Consider the following 20800-nt stretch of genomic DNA (forward strand, 5'->3'; position numbering starts at 1 on the left):
GGCACGCCGACCGGGCCGCTGGCTCTCGCTCGACGACCGACTTCTCGGACGCCTCATTGTTCTCGGATGCCTGTTCGACCGAAGATTCATACCGTACAAAGCTCGTACTTGACATTGGTTCTTGCACCGAACCTGAAGGCGCTCACGCGCCCGACCGCGATGCTACAACATCGCGGATTTCTCGACGACGACAACCCGACAGACTCGTCTGCGCGCTCTCGCTCGCGCCTTCGCGAGCGCCCTTGGGCGCGAGCGAGAGCGCGCCCGAGACGTCCGACCATCCAGCACCGCGCGCCGACCCGCCCGGAGCGAGCGGCCAGCTTTAAGCCGTTTCTCGTGTCCGGCCCGGACTGCGGGTCCGTGTCCAGGGCGACGGTCGTGAGCACGGCGAGTCGTGGCGTGACTCGCCGCGCGGAACGGCCCAAAGCGCTGGAACGCGAAAGCCCGCGAGGGGCGCAACCGAAAACGCGCTTAATGCTGGCGTCGAGACCAGATGCACTTTAGCCCGGAACGGGCGCGGGCGGTGCGGAGAGCGCCCGCACGCCCGGAATGGTCGGTCGCGAGCGACGCGGAGGGCGGCAGCGGCGAGCGGGGCGGGCCGCGACGACCCACCTAGCTAACCGATTCCGACACTCGAGGAACCAGCTGATCTCCTGGTGGACTCAGAAAGGGCGAGGACGACTCGGTCGTCCCCCGACCCCGCAAGCACCGAGCGACGAAGGAGCGAGACGCGCAGCGGCGTTCTCGTGAGCGCAGCGAACGAGGGCCAGCGAGACGCAGTCTCGCGCGGTCGCGGGATGCCGAGGGCTTTCGAGGGCGTCCACTCACTGTATTTATCAGGTCCGATGGCGCTATGTTGGATATGGGATTCGGACCGAGCATTTCGGCTCCGACCATAACAGGAACACAGGTCGTCTACCCAGCACGGCTCCTTGCAGCGTGGGCCGTACTCACTGTCACGGGGCTTGTTCTTGAACGCGTCATCCGCCGGATCCAATACTGGATTGTCAAGATTACTGGAACGCATACATTCGGCTGGTACTCGTTCCTTCACAGCGATCACCAAGACGACTTGAGAGAGACGGAGACGTACACGGTTGCGGATCTCAAGGACCGACTCGACTGGGAACGCAAGTGGTGGCGTCGAACAACACAGCGAGGCGTCCGCGCCGTCGTGATCGCGCCGGTGGTCGAGGAACTCACGTTTCGCGGCGGCCCATACCTGCTGGCGGTAACCTTGGGCGTCGCTCAACTCCCACTGTTGGTCGCTGGGTCAGTCCTGTGGGCGTTCCTCCATACCCGAAATCCACGCCGCTACCGCCGGGGAACCCTCCCGGTGTTCGTCAGCGGATTGTTGAGCCTGTATCTGTGGCTGATAGGGCTCTGGTGGCTGGCGATCCTGGTGCATGCAGGCAACAATCTGGTTGCGATAGCGCTGGAAGCCAGCGAGAAGTGGTGGCGGCGCTGGCAGCATTCGTTCTCACCAGGCGAAGAATACACCGTGACAGTCGACGACCGGAGCCCACAACCGGATCGTCATGGCCTGTATCGGGCGTACACACCGGCTGACGAAACACTCCACGTCGCCGACGTCGAACCGGGTGAGACGACGCGGGTGCGAGTGGCAACAACGGTTGGACTCCACGGCTACGCGTATCCCATCACCGACTCGGGCCAAGAACCCGACTGAACTGTCTTAACCAACAGTAGAGTGGAATGGCTGCCAGTGTTGGTTAACAGAACGACGGTCTTGCGATAGCATCAACCACGCCACCGGTTCCTGAAATTCGGTAGATACCGCAGGGCTTCTCTGCGTGAAAAGCGACGTTCTCGTAGGCCTCTTCGATGTGTTTCTGTGGGGCGTCGTCATGCTTCGCTGCAAGCGCCTCTAACTCATCGACCATCGTCTGGAGTTCATCGTCTGCCCCGATCATCTCGGCAGACAACGCTAAGTCTTTGAGCGCCTTGGCGGCGGCTCGTCGCACTCGTCCGTCGTCGTCGACGAGTGCCTCCACATAGAGCGCTCGCAGCTGGCGGCGATGCGTCGCAATGTCGTCGAGTGTCCACTCGCCAGGCAACGCGTTATCGGTGATGTCGGCCCCGACTGTCCGAATCGCAAGTCGTGGGTACAGCGCGGCCGCAAACCGAATCACGGACTGCCGTTGATAGCCGTCATCGCCCTCGTACAGATCACGACACAGCTCGAAGCAGTCGTTGAACAGCACGGCTCGCTCCTCGAGGTCCATGTCCTCGACCTCGTCGATGGAACGATTCACGCGCGCGGTATCACCCGACGACAGCGCAGCGCGGAATGCTTCCGGTGTCTGGTCCATAGTCGTCGTTCCGTTGCCACTCGTGTAACTCCTCGGGGGACGAGGAGAGCAATGAGATAGCAGGAGATGGAGAGATTGTAGCCGTGATCGCTATCGATGACGAACCGCACTCTAGAACTGCACGCGAACACGAGGAACGGACATACTTGTACCGACGGGCGGTAGTGACCGCTATGACGGGCGACGATACGCCGGTGGAGCACTATGCGTTGGGCGAGCCCATCGATCTCCGCTCAGCGCTTGCGGCAGCTGGGATCGAATATCTCGACCTCGACGACCAGCGAACGATTGTGATCTATCAGCAGGCGATTCTCATGCGGATCGCCACAGAAGGATCGGCAACGACAGCGCAGGCGTTCGACGTCGAATTCTGGAAGGAACCGCCGACCGACCCTGACCGTGATCCTGACTCGCTGTTCGCTGCATTCATCGATGAGCTGGTAGCGACTGCTGAGACGACCCGTCGTTGAGTGGCCGATACACAAAGTAACATAGCGGTACTGTAACCGAGTTTACGCGGTTCACGCCCGTCGTGAACGACGGGACTCTCTCGCTGTAGAAAGGTAGGATACTTCGGTGACTGGGCGACCGATGCCTTGCACCGTGTCGCTGTCTGTGGTTGGGAACTCACTCGTAACGAGGGGTGTTCACTGGAAACGTGGTCTGGTATTAACCAACAGATAGAGACAATAGGCGGTTGTGTTGGTTAAGCAGGCTATGAACGGAACGGCGAGCGACTCGAGGTAGTCCGGAAGGTAGCACCAGTGATCGAACGGGGCAATCGAGAGGAACACCGGCCGTCCAGATCTAGCGGCCGACAATATCGATGAGCCGTTGGCGCATTCGGGAATCTATAGGAATCTCTGAGCATCGATCATCGAGGCCGATCGATTGAAGCAAGAGACTCGCCTCGTCCAACAGTGAGAGCTGAAGGTATGTTCCTTCTCGATATCCGTCACTCGTTCGGGTCATATCGATGATTTTCAGCGTCTCATACTCTCGAAGCTGATCGGTGATCCGCTTCTGCCCGAGGACATTCATATCAATCGCGTCGGCGAATTCGCGATACACTTGATACATTTCGGTTGCTTTGAACTGAGACTGGTTCGTGTATTCGTCCATCGCGGCGAGCGCGGCAATTGCAACCTTCGCCTGCGTCGGACACCCGCGGATCAGATCCTGAATCCGTGTCACTTCGGCATCATCGTTGGCAGCGCGGACGTGTTCTTCGCGGACGTGGTCCGCATCGTCGTCACGAGCGATTTCGCCGGCGAGCCGAAAGAGGTCGATCGCGCGTCGTGCATCACCATGCTCCTGTGCAGAAAACGCCGAACACAGCGGGATGACGTCGTCCGAGAGGACACCGTCATGATAGGCGTCGCAACGTCGGTTCAGAATGTCGCCGAGTTGGGTTGCATCGTACGCTGGGAACACGATCTCGTCCGGAGCGAACGAGCTCTCAACACGAGTGTCCAGCCGGTCGCCGTATTTGAGGTCGTTACTGATACCGACGACTGTAATGCTGGCCTCAACATCATTCTCCTCACCAGCCCGGGACAACTGCATCAGGAGTTTGCTATCATCAGCCTCCTCAGGAGGGACATTTTGGGCGTCGTCAGGGGGTGCGAGACGGTCGATTTCGTCAAGAACGACGATAACGGCGTCGTATAACTCGTCGATAACCGTCCACAAACGATCGTAGTAGGCTCCCGTCGCGATGCCCGACTGTGGAATCTCCACGCCCGTTTTGTCAGAGTCATTCAAGCTCTTCGAGAGATGGATAATCGTCTGGACCTCCGAACGGCGTTGGGCACAGTCGATGATTGCACGGCCAATGCGAACGTCATTGCTTGCGCCTCGTTCTTCGACTTCACGACTGACGTACCGAGTGACGAGTGTTTTTCCGGAGCCGGACTTGCCCAGAAGGAGTGTGCCCTTCCCGGAGCCACCGTCGATCGTCGGTTTGAATCGCCGAGCAACGGTCTCGATCTGGTCGTTTCGACCGACGATTTTGTCGTGGTCCGGGATGTGGTCGATACGGAGCAGATCTTCATTGGCAAAAATCGGATCTTCCTCGTCGAGGACAGAAAGCGGATCATCGCGAGACTTGGAGCGAGAGTAGGCAACGGCCCCGTGTTCGGCAGCATAATCGCCGAGTGTATTCGTCTGCTCCTCGCTTGAAGCCATACACCGGATTTCAAATGAATTCGACTTAGTTCTTTCCCTCGGTCCCATTGGTCGCTCGGATTTGGCCGAATACCGGCCTCATTCCTCTGGTTCGTTCTCGAACCAAGTTCGGCGATCAGCACTGAGAACACGTTTGCGTAACACCGCATTTCGGATGATTTTCTCGTGTGGACAGATTAAACGGAGAAACTACCCGACCCCACACCGAATTTCAGATGAAATCTTGGTATCGTCTGGTTCGGTTAGAGTGGTACGTACACCCCCACCCCGGATTTCAAATGAATTCTCCAAAGAGTAGAAGCCCCGTATAGCCAATGCGTGAGAGAGAACAGTACCACGAAAGTCGGATAATCACGGGATAGAGGCTCTGTAAATGGGAAGTCATTCGAAATATGGTGCTGCTCTCGTAGGCATTCGAGAAGCATTGTAAGTAAGTCGTCGAGGAGGAACAGAGTAGCTGTTCTAGTAGAGAGTATATAAACAAGCATCTAGGATTCATCGAGCTGTGATCGGTAGCTGTTCTAGCTCTCGAAACTGCGTCTTTCACAGCTTCACTACTACTACTACTTTACCGTTATAGTAAAATATATAATGGCGCGAAAAGTAAGCTGGTTTCCACACGAAATCTAAAACCTGAATTTCGTGCAACACAAACTCGCTACCGCACAATTGTCTTTCTCAGGCAGTCAACCGAGTTCCCTTCCGAACCAACCCACCCCTTCCTCTGGAACCGATTTCATTTGAAATCCGGGGTGGGGGTGTTGTCCGGCAAGCGAGGTCGTTACTGTTGCAGTCTCATCTCGCTATGTTGCTTGAGGTTCGTGATGTTGGTCCCGGACCGCGCCTATTCTCACCGGCCGCCAGCTGATCCGACCTCTATCGCCGAGTGCTTTTGCTTCTTCGTCGACACCGGCTTATTCACTACGCTCTTCCGTAGGTGATTGTTGATACAGTTCTCCACAGGGAAGCCGTGACAGAGACTGACTGTCTGACCGCCCAACGACCTAGTGCTCGTCTCGCTCAATTCACGATGAAATCGCAAGACAGCTCTCCATCAACAATGTGCTTCACAAGAGCTGAGTACGAAAGAGCTCCGCTACGAACATCCGAGCGGCTGGCTGTATCTCATGAAGAATAGCTCCGAGGGCCTTCACCTCATCATCGATACCCTACTATCGGCCTCGGACCGTGAATTCACGAAGAGCGAACTGGCTGAAGCAGCAGGTGTAAGTCGCCACACGGTCCGTGCACATCTCGGTACGCTCCTCGAACATGGGATCGTCCAAGCTGTCGCTAACGGGAAACGCTATCAACTCAATCTCGACAGCCCGGTCACACAGGAGATTTTCGAGTTGAACAGCGCGATCAACGCCGTCGGGGCTGGACACGTGACAATCGAGAGCGATACTGGGACTGTCGTCGACGAATAGGCGGTCACCCCGCTGGATCGTGGCTACGTCGATTCTTCTTCCGCGTCGTCAGCCAATCCGAGCTCCTCTTCTATTGTCGTCCGGTTACAGACGGCGTCGATTACTGCACCGTAGAACGCATCATTTTTCGGGAGATCCTCTTCAAATTCGATCTCGTACTCTAACGACATCTCTTTGTAGAGCCGATCTAACCGCTTCAAACGATCCGTTCCAAGGTAGAACGTCCGTGCCTTCGTCTCACGAACGGTCTTTGAATCAGATGATGTCGTTGAGGTAGATGACGTCTTTGATGTCGTTGAGGGCGTTGTAGATTTGCCTGATTCAGCTGCCTCATTGATGTCATTGATGTCATTTACGTCATTGACTTCATTGTCGTCGTTGGGTACCTCCTCAGTGTCTGTCTCTTCATCCTCTACGGACTCACTCTGCTCGGCTCTGCTACCGAAGCGTTCACTCATACGGTTCTGTCGATCCGTCTTCTTATCGTCAGTCATAGGGCGTCCTCCAGGTGAGCAGCGAGCTGGTCGAACTCGGCTTCCATATCGCAGTCTTCGGTGTGCTCGAACACTGAGACTCCATTACTCCACGCCCGCTTGAGGACGACACGCTTCCGTATCTCGAAGACGGGTAGCCCCGGCTCAAAGGTTTCCTGAAACCACGTCATCATCTCTTTGGCTTCGCCATCGGGTTCGACGCGGTTCGCAACGATCGCCTGCTCGGTGATCGATGTCTCATACTCGGCCTCGAGCGTGTCGATTTGATCAAAGAGAATATCGAGAGCGCGGGTTGACGTAGATTCTGCAAGGGCGGGAATGAGAACGTTCTGTGCAGCAAGGAGAGCGCTGTCAGTCAAGACGAGGAGTGAAGGGGGACAGTCATAAATGACGAAGTCGTAGCCTCCGTCGACGTCGGCGACGGCCCGCTGGAGACGTTTGCGGCCCTGCATCTCGGTGACGAGTTCAGCTTCGCCTTTGAACAGATCGATATTTGAAGGGACGAGATCCATCTCGGGATGTGTCTCGATAATCTCGGGTAACGCTGTGTCCTGTGAGACGAGCACTGATCGGAGGTTCGGTTCTGGCTCTTCATAGACCTCGGAGAGACCAAGCCCTTCAGTGGCGTTTCCTTGTGGGTCGACGTCGACGAAGAGGACGGTATGGCCTCGCTGGTTAAGTGCACCCGCGAGATTGATGGCAACCATGGTTTTACCGACTCCACCCTTCTGGTTCGACACTGCGACGTGTTTCGTTGATGTGGACATATCTCAATGAATTCAATGAGGTCATATAAACTATGCTCACTCAACGACATCAATGATATCATTTACTGCATTGCATATTATCTACGAACTTAGACTCTGCACGTCTTCTGAGCAAGACGATTAACCAACACACTGCCGTTCTCGCCCGATTCGTTGGTTAATCCGGATCCAGAAAAACAGTTCGTATACGCATTATGACCGCGACCCGACCTCACTTCCGGGTTTGAACTCGGTCAATTCCTCAATGCGCTGCTCAAGCTCGTCGACTTCCTGACGAAGCTCCTCGGCGTTGGGATCGTCGCTCAGCGCCAACTGATCCTTCAGTCCCTGCAGTCGCGTCTCTTTGCGCTCCTGGTCGACGTCGGCTTTCCGAACGTACTCGCTCTCCTCGATCTCATAGACAGCCGATTCGGAGAGACCGGTCACGTCCAGGGCGTCATCGACCTTCTCACGATCGACGGCCAGAATCCGCTCACGAGGGATCCCCGCATCCTCGAGGATGTCCAAGACCTCATCGTCATCCTTCAGCGAGCGATTGCGTCGACTCGTCCGTTGGACAGAGCCATAGGCTGTGGACCGGCTGGTTATGTTGGAACCGCCCGCGCAGTACCTCACGCACGTCCTGCCGGAGCTCCCCAGCGTTGCGTTGCACATCAGACAAGAGCGTATAGAGATTGATGAGCGCCGGCGTCTCATAATCGAGACCGCATTTTAGACGTGCCTTTGTGAGGTTGAAGCAGGAGTGTGCTGGTACCCAAAGCCTTCCATATTGGTAGAAAAAATTAAGTCGACACCGAGGAAATAGGCTGTTGATGAAGCCAATAATATGATGCTTGCCTCAGGAGAGTAGATATTCCTGATATCTACTCCAGACCCTAGGTATGCAAGCACTGCACCGAAACTACTGCGATAGGTGAGTACACGTCCAGCACTCATGATGGTTGTGGTTAGACAAGGCATCCACTTCGTATCAGATGAACGCAACTGCGGTTGAAGTTACCAGTATGGTGCCAACACCGTCACAAGTTTCAGATGAACTTCGGTGAGGTGGGTTCTGGCATGTACTTCTCATCAGGAGAAAAGAATAATTACATAGGAACGGTATCCAAATCGACATAACACTGTGAGACTACTAGCACGGCTACACGCGCGCGCTGATGCCGCATACGACAACGCGTATCATCACAAGCTCCGAGGTCGGATCTGGCGAGCGTTGCAGGGTACGGAGTACGAACAGAATCATGACGAAAACCGCCCACCGGGATTCAATTACAGTAACCCCTTCCCGCCGGGAGATATGCAGGAAGGGGACGAGCGAACTCTGCTGATTTCAGCCCCCCAAGAGCAACTACTGGCCGATGTTGCAGAAGACCTGACCGCCGATCGCGAGCTCAATATCGGCCAGATGCCGTTCCATATCGACGAACTCACGTCACTGTCACCGGATGTCGGCGAACCAGGGAGCAGCGGGACGATCGAGACTGGCACTGGACTCCTCGTGCGCATCCCACCATGGCGTTGTGACGATTATGGAATTGAGAACCCCGGCGAAGAGGCGGTGTATTGGCAGCCAGAACATACAATCGAGCCACTGCGAGAGCAGCTCGAGGCGAATCTCGACCAGAAACACGATCTGTTCAGCCCGGAATACCTTCCGGGCCCAAGCGACACTGCGGGCGATCTCTTCGAGGGATACGAGCTACTGAAGACGTTCGCCGTCCCGATTCAGGTAACCGCAGACCAGGAGCTAACCTTCGTGCTCTCGAAGTGGCAGTTCAACTACACCGTCAGAGACGATGACCATCGACGCCACCTCAACCTCGCACTGGACTGCGGGCTCGGGGAACGAAACGCGCTGGGGCTGGGATTCTGTAACCTGGTCGAGAAGCGCAACCCGTACGGCGAACCCGCGGCGGAGGTCCACGGATGAGCCTGCTCCCCGAGCCGTCGACGTTCGAGAAGCGTTACAGCGACGACGAGAAGCTAGCAAGCGAGCTACCTGATCGACCGATCACCTCACTCCGCGACCTCCAGTACGTCTACGGCCGTCTGTACACGCTTGCGACCGCGGGGGGTGGCGAGTACGCGGCCTACCTGACGCCGGAGAAATCCACGGACCTGTTCGATGAACCGGAGAGCCTACTCTATCTCCGCATCGATCTGAGTGGGAACAAGCCCCGCCTCGACCCCGAGCAACCGATCGGTGTCGAGAGCTACGGTGAGGAGAAAGTCGAGGCTGTCGCCCACTCGTGGTTTAACGCCGCAAAAGGGTTCGACCACAGTGTCACCCACCGAACGGGCAAGAACAAAGAGCCAGAGAAGGTCGCGGAGTATCTCCACGAACGGCTCACCGCGTGGGCGGCCGACGACGTGATTCAAGAGGCTGTCGCCGATCACGAAGACGGATGGATCGTCGACGCGCTCGCTGCACTCGGCGAGAGTGAGGGGCTTAGAGAACGCATCGAGACGGCCGTCGACGAACAGCTCGACGGGAAGACCACGGCGCTCACGACTGTCGCAGTCAAACTCGATTCTGACGGTGAGTATCTCCTCCCGGGTGAGGCGAGTTCGGTGTTCAACGAAGCAATGCGAGCGCGCAAGCGATCGAAGCTCGTCTCGAAGGGAGAGGCCACGAACTCCATCGGTGAGGCAACCGATCTCGTCACCGGCAATCGAGGCCCGACTGTCGGGACAGCTGAGGATCCGCTGAACTACTTCCTCGGCAAGCAGCTCGAGAAGTTCCCCGGGTTCGATCCAGACGAGGCGTGGCGGACGCACCCAGTCTCGGAAGACGTCGCCGTGACGCTGATGAACGCGCGCACGTTCGTCGACGCCTGCGACTACTACACTATGGGAGCGAACGTCTACTACCTCCCGTACTTCTTCGGGCGATTACAGCCGACAGAGGCCCGAGAGCTCTATCGGATGCTCTATGCCGTCGTACGGGAGCAGGATATGACCCCGATTCAGCACGTCTATCAACAGTTCCAGAATGATCCGGCGCTACAGGAGTACGGAGAGCGGTTCCGCTTCTACGTCGCGGCCGTGATGGAGCACCAGACGAAGCGATTCGACGTGTTCGGCGATACACTCGACGGATCACTGATGTCTCCCGTGGAGTTAATCGGTAGCCATATCGACGTTCTGGAGTCGCCGCTGTTCGACGTTCATGGCGACGCTGAACGGGACACCCCCGAACTCAGGCCAGCATTTCCAGCACCAGAGAGTTGGGACATCTTCGTACCTAGCGAACACGCTCTCTTAGGCACCCTCGCGACTGGGTGGTACTTCGAACAGACGTTCGCGCCGGCCGACGACGATGACGCCAGCGCCGACGACTACCGGATCCGCGCGCTCGTGGCTGTGCTCTCGGGCGAACCGCTTGATGTCGAGACGGTCCTCACAGAGTACGTGGAACGACTGCTCGAGGACGAGGGCGAGGAGTTCCCGAGCTTCCGTGTCTCCGCACAGTACGCACAGCTCTGTGCGCTCGCCGAAGCGGGGCTTCTCACCGGACGCGACGCGTACAAACCGGTTGCAGAGCCGCGGCAGTTGACACACAACCATACAGACGATATGCAACAGGACACACCAGCCCGAGCTGACGGCGGGAACGTCGCTGCGGCTCGGGAGACGAAGCTCGAACAGTTCCTTGAACAGACGCCAGCGCTCGCGGAGGATCAGCCCGAGCGGCGTGGCAGTTTCCTCCTCGGCGCACTGGTCGGTCAAGTAACCGGCTACCAGCAAGTCAGTGAGGGGCGCTCGACGACGCTAATCGACCAGTACCCGATCAAGGCCGTCACAGAGTCGAAGCTGAAGCGCCTTGCCAGCGACGTGCTCGACAAGAACATCGTCTACTCTCGGGAGAACAATATGGCGGGGACGATGTACAGCGAGGTTGTCGATCGGCTGGTGACGACACTCCCCCAGATCGATATCGACGGCGACTGGGAACTCGACACAACGGACCTTCGATTCTACTACTCGCTCGGGGTTGCCTACGGGATGAACAACTGGGCGAGCAACGACGACGAACAGGCCGATGGCCAGCCCGCAACCGAGGAGGAAGAAGCATGACCGACGACACATACGCCGACGACAGCTACGACCCAGTAACGAACCGATCCGAGATCGTCTTCTGCTACGACGCCGTCGACGCCAACCCGAACGGGAACCCCCTGAGCGGGGCGAACCGGCCGCGAATCGATCCCGAGACCCAGCAGGCGATCGTGACCGACGTCCGGCTGAAGCGCTACCTCCGCGACCAGCTAGACGACGACGGCCACGGCGTCTACGTGCGGAACGTCAAAAACGAGGCGGGCAAGCAGTCCTCGCGTGAAGACCTGCTCGCCGACCGGATGCGCGAACTAGATCCCGACGACTGGGACCTCAGCGATCTGGATGACGATGAGGCGGCCGAACTCCGCGAAGAAGTATTCGGCACGTTCCTTGACGCCAGCGCCGACGTGCGGTATTTCGGCGCGACGATGAGCGTCGACATGAAGGGGAGCTACGAGGGGTTCGAGGACTACCTCCCGGACCACTTCACCGGGCCGGTCCAGTTCTCGCCCGCGAAGACGCTCCACCCTGTAACCGAGAACGAGGAGTACAACAGTCTCACGAGCGTCATCGCGACCGGTGAAGGGAAAGAGCAGGGTGGGTTCGACCTCGACGACCACCGTATTCAGTACGGCTTCATCGCGTTTCACGGATTGGTCGACGAGAATGGTGCCGCTGACACGAAACTCTCTGAGGCGGATGTCGAGCGTCTCGACACCCTCCCGTGGCGCGCGATCAAGAATCAGACCATCAGCCGGAGCAAGGTCGGCCAAGAGCCACGACTCTACCTCCGTGTGGAGTACGAGGACGAGAGCTTCCACCTCGGTGGGCTCACTCGCGATCTTGACATCGATGAAGAGAGCTCGGCCCCTGTGGACGAACTCCGGAACGTCCGAGAGTTCACGCTCGACGGGACTGAGCTCGTCTCCCGGTTGGGCCGCCACGCCGACCGTATCGCCCGCGTTCGTGTCGTTGCCAGCGACGTGCTCGACGTGACCGTCGGCGATGAGGTCTACACTGCGGGCGACAAGCCCAGTGAGCACGGGTTCTACGACGTGCTCCGTGAGGCTGTCGACGACGAGACGGTCGAGGTCGTCGACGTCTACGACGAGGCTGCCGCGACAATGCCCGAGTGATGGCCCAAGAGTCACTCGAAGGCAGGACTGACGAGGACGACGGGCTCCCAGAGACGTGTCTCTCATTCGAACTCCGCGGGGAGTGGGGGCACTTCCGACGGGTCGAGGGGAACATCGTCAAACAGACGTATCGGATCATTCCCCGGACGACCGTCGCCGGTCTCGTCGCCGCGATGCTTGGGTTGGACCGGGACAGCTACTACGAGGCGTTCAGCCAGAACGTGTCGGCTGTCGCGGTGGAGCCGATCGACGAGCTCCGAGCGATCAATATGCCGATGAACACGCTCTCGACGGCCAAAGAGCACATGACGACGATGCCCAGCCGCGGGCATGCACGGATCTCGATGCCGGACCCGTCGGAGCTCCGCCAGCAACACAACTACGAGGTACTGGTCGAACCGGCCTACCGTGTCGACCTTCAGCTCGCGAACGACGATCTCCGAAACCGACTGCAGGACCGACTCCGCGATGGGACGTCCTACTACCCGCCGAGTCTCGGCCTTTCGGAGCATCTTGCAGAGGTCACGTATCTCGGCGAGTTCGAGGTAACGCCACACGAGCGCGAGACTACCGATGTCGATTCGGCGGTGCTCGAAGCCGTCGATAGCGTCGAGCTCACTCCTGAAACGGAGGTCAAAGTCGAACGCTCACCGGCGTTTATGACGGCCGACGAAGGTGGTCGGACGACGACGGCGTTCCAGTCGATTGCGTACGCAACTGGAGCGGAGCCACTCCGAGTACATGATGTCAAGACCCACGAGGTCGACGGCCGACGGGTGATGTTCTCGTGAGCCGCGAGGGGGCGTAGTCATGGTCGAGTTCACCGACCGACCGTCACATATCGGACCGGACGGGGAACGGATCCCACTCGAAGAACATCTCGACGACGTCCGCGAGCGGGTCGGATGGCTCGTCCCTGACGACGCCGAGACGCCAGCAGGGAACTCGCTTGCTGAGTTGGCAGGAGTTGTGGCACAAGTTCACGACTTCGGGAAGCTAACTTCTTGGTTCCGCGAGCATCTCCTTTCGGATGACGCGCAGCCGGACGGGCCGAAGCATCATGCCCCGATATCGGCGTTGCTCGCCCACTACGCGCTAGAGGCGCGCGGGTTCGACGGGGCGGATCCACTCATTGGCTTTCTCGCAGTCGCTAAACACCATGGCCAACTTCCAGACGTTGCTCCATATGTCTCGCAGGCGGCCGCAGATAGCGCCCAGTCCCCTCTCAAGCGGCTCTTCCGACGCGACGCCTGCCAACAGGCAAAAAAGATTAACGAGGAAGTTCCAGCACTCGCCGAATCGGTTCTCGAGCAAGCGACCAACAACTCAGGATCTTGGGCAGCGTTTCTCGAATATGTCTCCGAAGGAGAACAGGCTGGGAAGTACCGAACGATCGCCGAACACGCCTGTGGAGGGTTAACCCTGTCTCCGGAGCCAGAGAAGCTTCCTCCTGGCTTCTACGAGTCAGTGCTACAGGTCTGGAGTGCGCTCGTCTTCGCCGACAAGGCGAGCGCGACGTACCTATCGACCGGAATCGAAATCGGCCGGGAGGCCTACCGGTCGCCGACCCCTAGGCGGCTAGAAATCGACGCGTACATCGACGAACTCCAGACTGAGAATGCTGAGACAGAGCTGGACCCGCGCACGGAACAGATGAACGAGCGGCGCGAGGACGCTCGACAGGAGGTTCACGCTCGCGCCAAAGAGTTCGTCGACGACGATCGGAACGTCGCGACGCTGACGCTCCCCACAGGGATGGGAAAGACACTCACGGGACTGGACGCCGCCATAACAGTGCTCAAGGGGAGTGAGATTGCGTCGAACCCAAACGAGGGGCGCCTCGTCTATGCACTGCCGTACACGTCCATTATCGATCAGGTGGCTGAACAGAGCCGCGAACTGTTCGGGACCGGCGAGAGAGGCGAACGGCTTACCGTCGACCACCACCTTGCGGATACCCTCGTCTCGCCGCCGGACGAGCCCGAATCAGTCGCCGACGACGCCGTCGAGAACGTCGCCGCCCTCCTCGGCGAGAGCTGGCGGTCGGGGATGGTCGTGACAACGTTCGTCCAGCTGTTCGAGAGTCTCGCCGGGCCGACGAACGCCCGCTCGATGAAGCTCCCCTCGCTGTACGGGAGCGTGGTGGTTCTCGACGAGCCACAGGCGCTGCCGCTTGAGTGGTGGCCGCTCGTGGACCGACTGGTCGAACTGTTGACCGAGGAGTACCGCGCGTCGGTGATTGCTATGACAGCCACACAGCCCGAACTCCTCTCTGCCGGCGACCGAGAGCCGTTCTCTCTCGTCTCGGACCCCGATCCGTACTACGCCGAGCTGGACCGGCTCGACTTCGTGCTTCACCCGTCCGCGGTCGCGATGCTTCCCGGGCAGAACGAGACAGAGGGTGAGATGAACGACGACGCGGAGTCAGCAGCACTCTCCTACGACCGAGCCGGCGACCTCGTCGCGACCCGGGCCGACGATCGTAAATCGGTGTTGGCGATCTGCAACACAATCGACAGCGCACGCGAGCTCGCCGAGTCGGTGGACGACAGAACGGCACCGCTGGACGTCAACGAGGTGTACGACGAACTGCTCACCGCCGCGGACCGATCAACCAAATCGATACGCTCCGAGCGGACGCTTGCCGATGCAGTCCGTCGACGACGACCGGGGCAGCCGCTGTTGGTTCACCTCACGACACGCCACCGTCCGTGTGACCGACGTCACCTCATCGACGTGGCGTCCGACCTCGCAGAAGCGGGTGAACCAGTGTTGTTCGTCTCCACCCAGCTGGTCGAGGCGGGCGTCGACGTGAGCTTCGACGAGGTTATCCGTGATTTCGCGCCGATGGACAGCCTCGTGCAGGCTGCGGGTCGATGTAACCGGTCATACGACCGCAACCGTGGGCGCGTAACGGTCTGGCAGCTCGCGCCGCCGCCGAACCGCGAGACAACGCCCGCAAGCGCGGTCTACGGTCGAGGAGAGAGTCTCACCAAATTGACTGGCCAAGCGCTGGCAACGGTCTACGACGGTGAACCGATGCCCGAGCCAGACGTTACTCGAAACGCCGTCGAACACTACTTCGACCTCCTCGATGGGCGTGACGTCGGTGCCGACGAGTATGTGGAGTACCTCGAGCGAGCAGAAGCCGAACAGCTCGGGCGACTCTCGCTCATCGACGAGCGGCCCGCCGTCGACGTGATCGTGACGAGAACGGCCGATGAGCGCGAGACCGTCAAAGAGATCCGGCGAGCGTTCGACGAGTACCGGTGGGACGATCTGGACGACCTCGTCGAGTCGACCGGGGACTGGCAGGTCTCCGTTCCCGTCTACCCCGGCGACGACGACACGATGGAGAAGCTCGCTGCATGCGAGCCGCTGTTCCCCGACACCGACCGGCTGGTGCTCGACGGGCGCCCGGGTCGGCATAACGGCTACTTCGACGCCACCGACGGCGTCGTCATCCCTGACACGAGCGTGGAGGCACGTCTACTGTGAGCGATCCCGTCTCTCGGCTGGTGGCCACGGCACAGGGCGACGCCGTCGACAACCCGTTTCGCGTCACTGGCGTGATGATGCAGTACTACTACGTCTGTGAACGCGAACTCTGGTTCGAGAGCCGGAACATCGAAATCGACCGGGAGAACGCAAGCGTTGCCCGAGGGACTCGCGTCGATGAGTCCTCCTACGGCGAACGTTCACAGGAGAACCTTCGACTCGGGATGATCGCTCTCGACCTACTTGAAGACGGTCGGGTGGTGGAGGTGAAACCCTCATCGACGTTGACAGAGCCAGCGCGAATGCAGCTCTCGTACTACCTCTGGTACTTCGACCGGGTATTAGGCGTCGAACGTGAGGGCGTGTTGGCACACCCGACTGAGCGTCGACGTGAGGACGTTTCCCTCGACGACGACCGATGCGACAAAGTCGAGTCGGCAATCCGAGGGATTCACGCGATCGTGACCGCGGATAGCCCGCCGGAAGCCACTGAGAAACCGTACTGCGAGTCGTGTGCCTATCACGACTTCTGTTGGGTCTGATTATGGACAAGAACTACCACATCTTTTCGGACGGCCGCATCGAACGGAGCGAGGATACAGTTCGGCTGGAGACCGATGATGGCGAGAAAAAACATATCCCCGTCGAACACGCTGAGGCGATCTACCTACACGGACAGATCGACTACAACACGCGGCTGATGTCGTTTCTCAATGACCACGGCGTTGCTGTCCATGTCTTCGGATGGAACGATCGCTATGCAGGGTCACTGATGCCCGAACGCGGCCAGACGAGCGGTCGAACTGTCGTCGAGCAGGTCCGGGCGTACGACGATCCCGAGCAACGGCAGTCTCTCGCTGCCTCGTTCGTCCGTGGGAGTATCCACAATATGCGGACGAACGTCACGTACTACAACAGTCGGGAGTACGAGCTCGGGGGCGTAATCGAGGAGTTGGACAACGCGACTGCGCGTATCGACGACGCTAGCGATATCTCCGAGCTTATGGGTGTGGAAGCGACGGCCCGGAGAGCGTACTACCAGACGTTCGAGGCGGTTCTTCCCGACTCGTTCGCGTTCGACGGCCGAGAGTACAATCCACCACCGAATCCGGTGAACGCGCTCATTTCGTTCGGGAACAGTATGGTGTACGCAAACTGTGTCTCCGCAATCCGTGCTACCGCACTTGACCCGACCATCAGCTATCTCCACGAGCCGGGAGAACGGCGCTACTCCCTTTCGCTGGATATTGCTGACCTGTTCAAACCAGTATTAACGGATCGGCTGCTGTTCAGACTGGTCAACCGTAAGCAGATCAGCCGAGACGATTTCCGAGACGAGGTTGGCTCCTGTCTACTTAACGAGGAAGGGCGAACGACGTTTCTGAAGGAGTTTGAGGAGACACTCGAGCGAACAGTCGAGCACCCGACGCTGAACCGGAAGGTGAGCTATCAGTATCTGCTTCGCTTGGAGGTATACAAGCTCAAAAAGCACTTGTTAACCGGCGAATCCTATGATTCGTTCAAGCGGTGGTGGTAGATGTACGTCATCGTCGTCTACGACATGGAGGCTGACAGGACCCACCTGATGCTGAAGCTCTGTCGCCGATATCTTGTTCACGTCCAGAACTCGGTACTGGAAGGGGAAATCTCGGAGGGAGATCTAGCGACACTGAAGGGGGAGATTGAAGATCTCCTTCAGGAGGGAGAATCAGTCATGGTCTACGAACTCTCTTCGGACCGGCTATTGAACCGTACCGTGTACGGGGACGACCCGACCGAAAATAGTCGGTTCCTCTAGCTGATGTCGACCCCCCGGGGGGTTTGGGGGGATTGCGGGTCGACGGAAATGATGAAGTGTATACCACTGGTAGAGGTGATATGGTGGGCAAAACCACTATGGTTTCAGACGTACCCTCGTGGGGTTGAAGCGTCCCGTCGACGGTCGCGTCGATTGGGCGCTGGAAGTTGTTTCAGACGTACCCTCGTGGGGTTGAAGCCCTCGGACAGGGCGCGGTCGACGGGGTCGGCGCCGGTTTCAGACGTACCCTCGTGGGGTTGAAGCGGCGACCGTCACGTTGCCCTGTCCGTCGAGCGATACGTTTCAGACGTACCCTCGTGGGGTTGAAGCGACCCCTCGACCATCCAGTCCGTGTAGTCGTCGTAGTTTCAGACGTACCCTCGTGGGGTTGAAGCGACAAACGCATGAACGTGCTGCACCGGACCGAGACGAGTTTCAGACGTACCCTCGTGGGGTTGAAGCGCGTGGTGGCGGTGACGGGCGGTTGGATCGGCGTTTCAGACGTACCCTCGTGGGGTTGAAGCGCCGACCAGGTCGGTGACGAGCCAACGCCGAGCGAGGTTTCAGACGTACCCTCGTGGGGTTGAAGCGTGACGAGCGGGCCGCCATCCGCCGCGATACTGGAGTTTCAGACGTACCCTCGTGGGGTTGAAGCGCGGTGTATGCCCGAGCTCCCGGACCAAGTCTGGAAGTTTCAGACGTACCCTCGTGGGGTTGAAGCTCCCCGTTGAGGACACCTGCCGACTCCAAGCCGTGGTTTCAGACGTACCCTCGTGGGGTTGAAGCACGTCTACCCGATCTACGACTGGGCCGTCGAAGACGTTTCAGACGTACCCTCGTGGGGTTGAAGCCACCCAACGGTCTTGCGGTTGTCCGCGGAGTAGACGAGTTTCAGACGTACCCTCGTGGGGTTGAAGCCACCCCCGCCCGGTGTGCTGGCGCCCGGGCGTCGCGTTTCAGACGTACCCTCGTGGGGTTGAAGCAGGCGACGAATACACAGTCCGCATCTGTTGCCCACGTTTCAGACGTACCCTCGTGGGGTTGAAGCCCCGTCGAACTCACATGGGCGGAATGGAACCGGCTCGTTTCAGACGTACCCTCGTGGGGTTGAAGCCCGTCGTTGAGAGTTGCGTCGATCTTCTGAGTGCCGGTTTCAGACGTACCCTCGTGGGGTTGAAGCTGTCCGTACTGTGGCGACGCCGTCGACGACGATCAGGTTTCAGACGTACCCTCGTGGGGTTGAAGCCATCCACCTGATGACCGTGGACTTAGCACAACCGAGTTTCAGACGTACCCTCGTGGGGTTGAAGCCTCCAAAGCATCATCGTCTCGCTGCATCACACGGCGTTTCAGACGTACCCTCGTGGGGTTGAAGCCAGTCCGACGTAGTGAACGCCGAGGCTGGCGCGGTTTCAGACGTACCCTCGTGGGGTTGAAGCCACCAGTCGTCGACGCGGCCGTCAAGCGTGAGTGTGTTTCAGACGTACCCTCGTGGGGTTGAAGCGGCTGGTCGAAGGGCAACTGGGCGTCGCTGACGGGGCGTTTCAGACGTACCCTCGTGGGGTTGAAGCGACGCCGACGCCCACGACGATCTCGACGTCGGCGTGCGTTTCAGACGTACCCTCGTGGGGTTGAAGCAACCGGGCTGCCGACGCCCTCGAATCCGCAGACGGCGGTTTCAGACGTACCCTCGTGGGGTTGAAGCTCACTGGTGGCAGTCGGTATCACGTCGTCTGTTCGGAGTTTCAGACGTACCCTCGTGGGGTTGAAGCGGTGAGTGTGCCCGTGATGCTCAGGTCGCCCGTGTTTCAGACGTACCCTCGTGGGGTTGAAGCGGTCGCGCGGGCGTCGATACCCTCGGTGCGGGAGGTGTTTCAGACGTACCCTCGTGGGGTTGAAGCGTTCAGAGGGGGTACGCGTGGACGCCCGGGCGCCCGCGTTTCAGACGTACCCTCGTGGGGTTGAAGCCAATCGTGGACGATAGTTTTCTCGGCGACGCGCTGCGTTTCAGACGTACCCTCGTGGGGTTGAAGCGAGCAGTGGGCCTCCGACATCGAGACCGAGTCGTCGTTTCAGACGTACCCTCGTGGGGTTGAAGCCGCAAGGGGATGGTCGCCGCCGTCGCCTTCGACGGCGTTTCAGACGTACCCTCGTGGGGTTGAAGCGCTACTCCAACAACGGACCGTCTATCTGCTCCCCGTTTCAGACGTACCCTCGTGGGGTTGAAGCCACCCACGGCCGGTGTGCTGGCGCCCGGGCGTCGCGGTTTCAGACGTACCCTCGTGGGGTTGAAGCTGCCGGTGGCTCCCGCGGCGGCTGTGGTGTTCGGTCGTTTCAGACGTACCCTCGTGGGGTTGAAGCGGCGTCACGCTCGCGAAGCCCTACAGTACCTCGAAGCGTTTCAGACGTACCCTCGTGGGGTTGAAGCGAGGAGAGCGTCGACGGCCTCCGACTCACCGCGCTCGTTTCAGACGTACCCTCGTGGGGTTGAAGCGCCTCCGACGGGAGCGAGGAGAAGACAACCGTCGAGTTTCAGACGTACCCTCGTGGGGTTGAAGCCTCGCCACGGTGGCCGTGTCGAAGTACGCGGATGTTTCAGACGTACCCTCGTGGGGTTGAAGCGGCAGGTCTAGGATGTCGTCTGGGTCTGCCATGTTGGGTTTCAGACGTACCCTCGTGGGGTTGAAGCGTCGATCCGAGTCACAGCCACCCCACCTTGTCGACGTTTCAGACGTACCCTCGTGGGGTTGAAGCCTTGAGTGGTGTGACGACAACAATATGACCCACAGTTTCAGACGTACCCTCGTGGGGTTGAAGCAAGAAGTGTCGGCGGTGTGGGCTCCCCCGGGCGACGTTTCAGACGTACCCTCGTGGGGTTGAAGCACCTCGCCGACGCTAACAGTCGGGCGAACGTCGTGTTTCAGACGTACCCTCGTGGGGTTGAAGCGTGCCTCGCCCCACGGGACCCCGTCGCCGTGGTCGGGTGGTTTCAGACGTACCCTCGTGGGGTTGAAGCGCCTCCCGGTTGGTGTACGTCTCGCCGCCGAAGCGGTTTCAGACGTACCCTCGTGGGGTTGAAGCTATAGGCTGTCGGCGGC

Annotated in this window: 15 protein-coding genes, 1 pseudogene and 1 CRISPR repeat array; of the genes and pseudogenes, 11 read left to right on the forward strand and 5 right to left on the reverse strand. The window is 59.2% G+C overall.

What is annotated here, in order from left to right; all coding sequences use genetic code 11:
- The first annotated feature begins 862 nt into the window (after nucleotides 1–862).
- The gene (locus HALNA_RS01935; protein WP_049934635.1) at nucleotides 863–1690 is read left to right on the forward strand and encodes a CPBP family intramembrane glutamic endopeptidase; all 828 of its coding nucleotides are present in this window, start codon (nucleotides 863–865) and stop codon (nucleotides 1688–1690) included.
- 43 nt (nucleotides 1691–1733) lie between these two features.
- Here the strand turns inward: HALNA_RS01935 and HALNA_RS01940 are convergent, their stop codons facing one another.
- A complete protein-coding gene (locus HALNA_RS01940; protein ID WP_245575980.1) occupies nucleotides 1734–2333 on the reverse strand; it encodes a hypothetical protein in 600 nt (199 codons plus the stop codon).
- A gap of 173 nt (nucleotides 2334–2506) precedes the next feature.
- On the opposite strand from HALNA_RS01940, the gene HALNA_RS01945 reads away from it, so the two are divergent.
- Nucleotides 2507–2803 carry a hypothetical protein gene (locus HALNA_RS01945; RefSeq protein ID WP_049934636.1) on the forward strand — a complete coding sequence of 99 codons (297 nt, stop codon included), beginning with the start codon at nucleotides 2507–2509 and terminating at the stop codon, nucleotides 2801–2803.
- A gap of 337 nt (nucleotides 2804–3140) precedes the next feature.
- Here HALNA_RS01945 and HALNA_RS01950 read toward each other — a convergent pair whose 3' ends face one another.
- Nucleotides 3141–4520, reverse strand: a complete 1380-nt coding sequence (locus tag HALNA_RS01950; protein ID WP_049934638.1) for a Cdc6/Cdc18 family protein — start codon at nucleotides 4518–4520, stop codon at nucleotides 3141–3143.
- Nucleotides 4521–5647: 1127 nt separating this feature from the next.
- Between HALNA_RS01950 and HALNA_RS01955 the strand changes: the two genes are divergently transcribed.
- A complete protein-coding gene (locus tag HALNA_RS01955; protein ID WP_157573404.1) occupies nucleotides 5648–5950 on the forward strand; it encodes a helix-turn-helix domain-containing protein in 303 nt (100 codons plus the stop codon).
- Nucleotides 5951–5973: 23 nt separating this feature from the next.
- Here the strand turns inward: HALNA_RS01955 and HALNA_RS19680 are convergent, their stop codons facing one another.
- From HALNA_RS19680 to HALNA_RS01965, 3 genes and pseudogenes are all read right to left on the reverse strand, one after another.
- On the reverse strand, nucleotides 5974–6444 hold the full coding sequence (locus tag HALNA_RS19680) for a hypothetical protein (protein ID WP_157573405.1): 471 nt from the start codon (nucleotides 6442–6444) through the stop codon (nucleotides 5974–5976).
- A complete protein-coding gene (locus HALNA_RS01960) occupies nucleotides 6441–7211 on the reverse strand; it encodes a ParA family protein (RefSeq protein ID WP_049934641.1) in 771 nt (256 codons plus the stop codon). The genes HALNA_RS19680 and HALNA_RS01960 overlap by 4 nt, the downstream gene beginning before the upstream one ends.
- A gap of 192 nt (nucleotides 7212–7403) precedes the next feature.
- Nucleotides 7404–7905 (reverse strand): annotated as a pseudogene (locus HALNA_RS01965) (hypothetical protein); the annotation flags it as partial.
- A 429-nt stretch (nucleotides 7906–8334) separates the two neighbouring features.
- On the opposite strand from HALNA_RS01965, the gene cas6 reads away from it, so the two are divergent.
- The 8 genes from cas6 to cas2 are packed head-to-tail and all read left to right on the forward strand — an operon-like array spanning nucleotide 8335 to nucleotide 17702.
- The gene (cas6, locus tag HALNA_RS01970; protein ID WP_084509862.1) at nucleotides 8335–9141 is read left to right on the forward strand and encodes a CRISPR-associated endoribonuclease Cas6; all 807 of its coding nucleotides are present in this window, start codon (nucleotides 8335–8337) and stop codon (nucleotides 9139–9141) included.
- On the forward strand, nucleotides 9138–11288 hold the full coding sequence (gene cas8b, locus HALNA_RS01975) for a type I-B CRISPR-associated protein Cas8b/Csh1 (protein ID WP_049934646.1): 2151 nt from the start codon (nucleotides 9138–9140) through the stop codon (nucleotides 11286–11288). The genes cas6 and cas8b overlap by 4 nt, the downstream gene beginning before the upstream one ends.
- Nucleotides 11285–12406, forward strand: a complete 1122-nt coding sequence (cas7b, locus tag HALNA_RS01980) for a type I-B CRISPR-associated protein Cas7/Csh2 (protein WP_049934648.1) — start codon at nucleotides 11285–11287, stop codon at nucleotides 12404–12406. The genes cas8b and cas7b overlap by 4 nt, the downstream gene beginning before the upstream one ends.
- Nucleotides 12406–13197 carry a type I-B CRISPR-associated protein Cas5b gene (gene cas5b, locus HALNA_RS01985; RefSeq protein ID WP_049934650.1) on the forward strand — a complete coding sequence of 264 codons (792 nt, stop codon included), beginning with the start codon at nucleotides 12406–12408 and terminating at the stop codon, nucleotides 13195–13197. Before cas7b ends, cas5b begins: the two co-directional genes overlap by 1 nt.
- A 19-nt stretch (nucleotides 13198–13216) precedes the next feature.
- On the forward strand, nucleotides 13217–15904 hold the full coding sequence (locus HALNA_RS01990) for a CRISPR-associated endonuclease Cas3'' (RefSeq protein WP_049934651.1): 2688 nt from the start codon (nucleotides 13217–13219) through the stop codon (nucleotides 15902–15904).
- Nucleotides 15901–16446 carry a CRISPR-associated protein Cas4 gene (gene cas4, locus HALNA_RS01995; RefSeq protein WP_049934652.1) on the forward strand — a complete coding sequence of 182 codons (546 nt, stop codon included), beginning with the start codon at nucleotides 15901–15903 and terminating at the stop codon, nucleotides 16444–16446. Before HALNA_RS01990 ends, cas4 begins: the two co-directional genes overlap by 4 nt.
- Before the next feature lie 2 nt (nucleotides 16447–16448).
- A complete protein-coding gene (gene cas1b / locus HALNA_RS02000; RefSeq protein WP_049934653.1) occupies nucleotides 16449–17441 on the forward strand; it encodes a type I-B CRISPR-associated endonuclease Cas1b in 993 nt (330 codons plus the stop codon).
- Complete coding sequence (cas2, locus tag HALNA_RS02005; protein ID WP_049934655.1) at nucleotides 17442–17702, forward strand: CRISPR-associated endonuclease Cas2; 261 nt, start codon at nucleotides 17442–17444, stop codon at nucleotides 17700–17702.
- 101 nt (nucleotides 17703–17803) lie between these two features.
- Nucleotides 17804–20783: direct repeats of the CRISPR family, unit length 30 nt; unit sequence GTTTCAGACGTACCCTCGTGGGGTTGAAGC.
- The last annotated feature ends 17 nt before the right edge of the window (nucleotides 20784–20800 follow it).

The sequence above is a fragment of the Haloplanus natans DSM 17983 genome, assembly GCF_000427685.1.
Lineage (GTDB): Archaea > Halobacteriota > Halobacteria > Halobacteriales > Haloferacaceae > Haloplanus > Haloplanus natans.

Excerpts from the sequence above, each read along its gene's own strand:
- cas2 (WP_049934655.1), top strand. The coding sequence starts at position 17,442 with ATGTACGTCATCGTCGTCTACGACATGGAGGCTGACAGGACCCACCTG.
- HALNA_RS01935 (WP_049934635.1), top strand. The coding sequence starts at position 863 with ATGGGATTCGGACCGAGCATTTCGGCTCCGACCATAACAGGAACACAG.
- HALNA_RS19680 (WP_157573405.1), bottom strand. The coding sequence starts at position 6,444 with ATGACTGACGATAAGAAGACGGATCGACAGAACCGTATGAGTGAACGC.
- cas8b (WP_049934646.1), top strand. The coding sequence starts at position 9,138 with ATGAGCCTGCTCCCCGAGCCGTCGACGTTCGAGAAGCGTTACAGCGAC.
- HALNA_RS01950 (WP_049934638.1), bottom strand. The coding sequence starts at position 4,520 with ATGGCTTCAAGCGAGGAGCAGACGAATACACTCGGCGATTATGCTGCC.
- HALNA_RS01990 (WP_049934651.1), top strand. The coding sequence starts at position 13,217 with ATGGTCGAGTTCACCGACCGACCGTCACATATCGGACCGGACGGGGAA.
- HALNA_RS01940 (WP_245575980.1), bottom strand. The coding sequence starts at position 2,333 with ATGGACCAGACACCGGAAGCATTCCGCGCTGCGCTGTCGTCGGGTGAT.
- HALNA_RS01945 (WP_049934636.1), top strand. The coding sequence starts at position 2,507 with ATGACGGGCGACGATACGCCGGTGGAGCACTATGCGTTGGGCGAGCCC.
- cas7b (WP_049934648.1), top strand. The coding sequence starts at position 11,285 with ATGACCGACGACACATACGCCGACGACAGCTACGACCCAGTAACGAAC.
- cas1b (WP_049934653.1), top strand. The coding sequence starts at position 16,449 with ATGGACAAGAACTACCACATCTTTTCGGACGGCCGCATCGAACGGAGC.
- cas5b (WP_049934650.1), top strand. The coding sequence starts at position 12,406 with ATGGCCCAAGAGTCACTCGAAGGCAGGACTGACGAGGACGACGGGCTC.
- HALNA_RS01960 (WP_049934641.1), bottom strand. The coding sequence starts at position 7,211 with ATGTCCACATCAACGAAACACGTCGCAGTGTCGAACCAGAAGGGTGGA.
- HALNA_RS01955 (WP_157573404.1), top strand. The coding sequence starts at position 5,648 with ATGAAGAATAGCTCCGAGGGCCTTCACCTCATCATCGATACCCTACTA.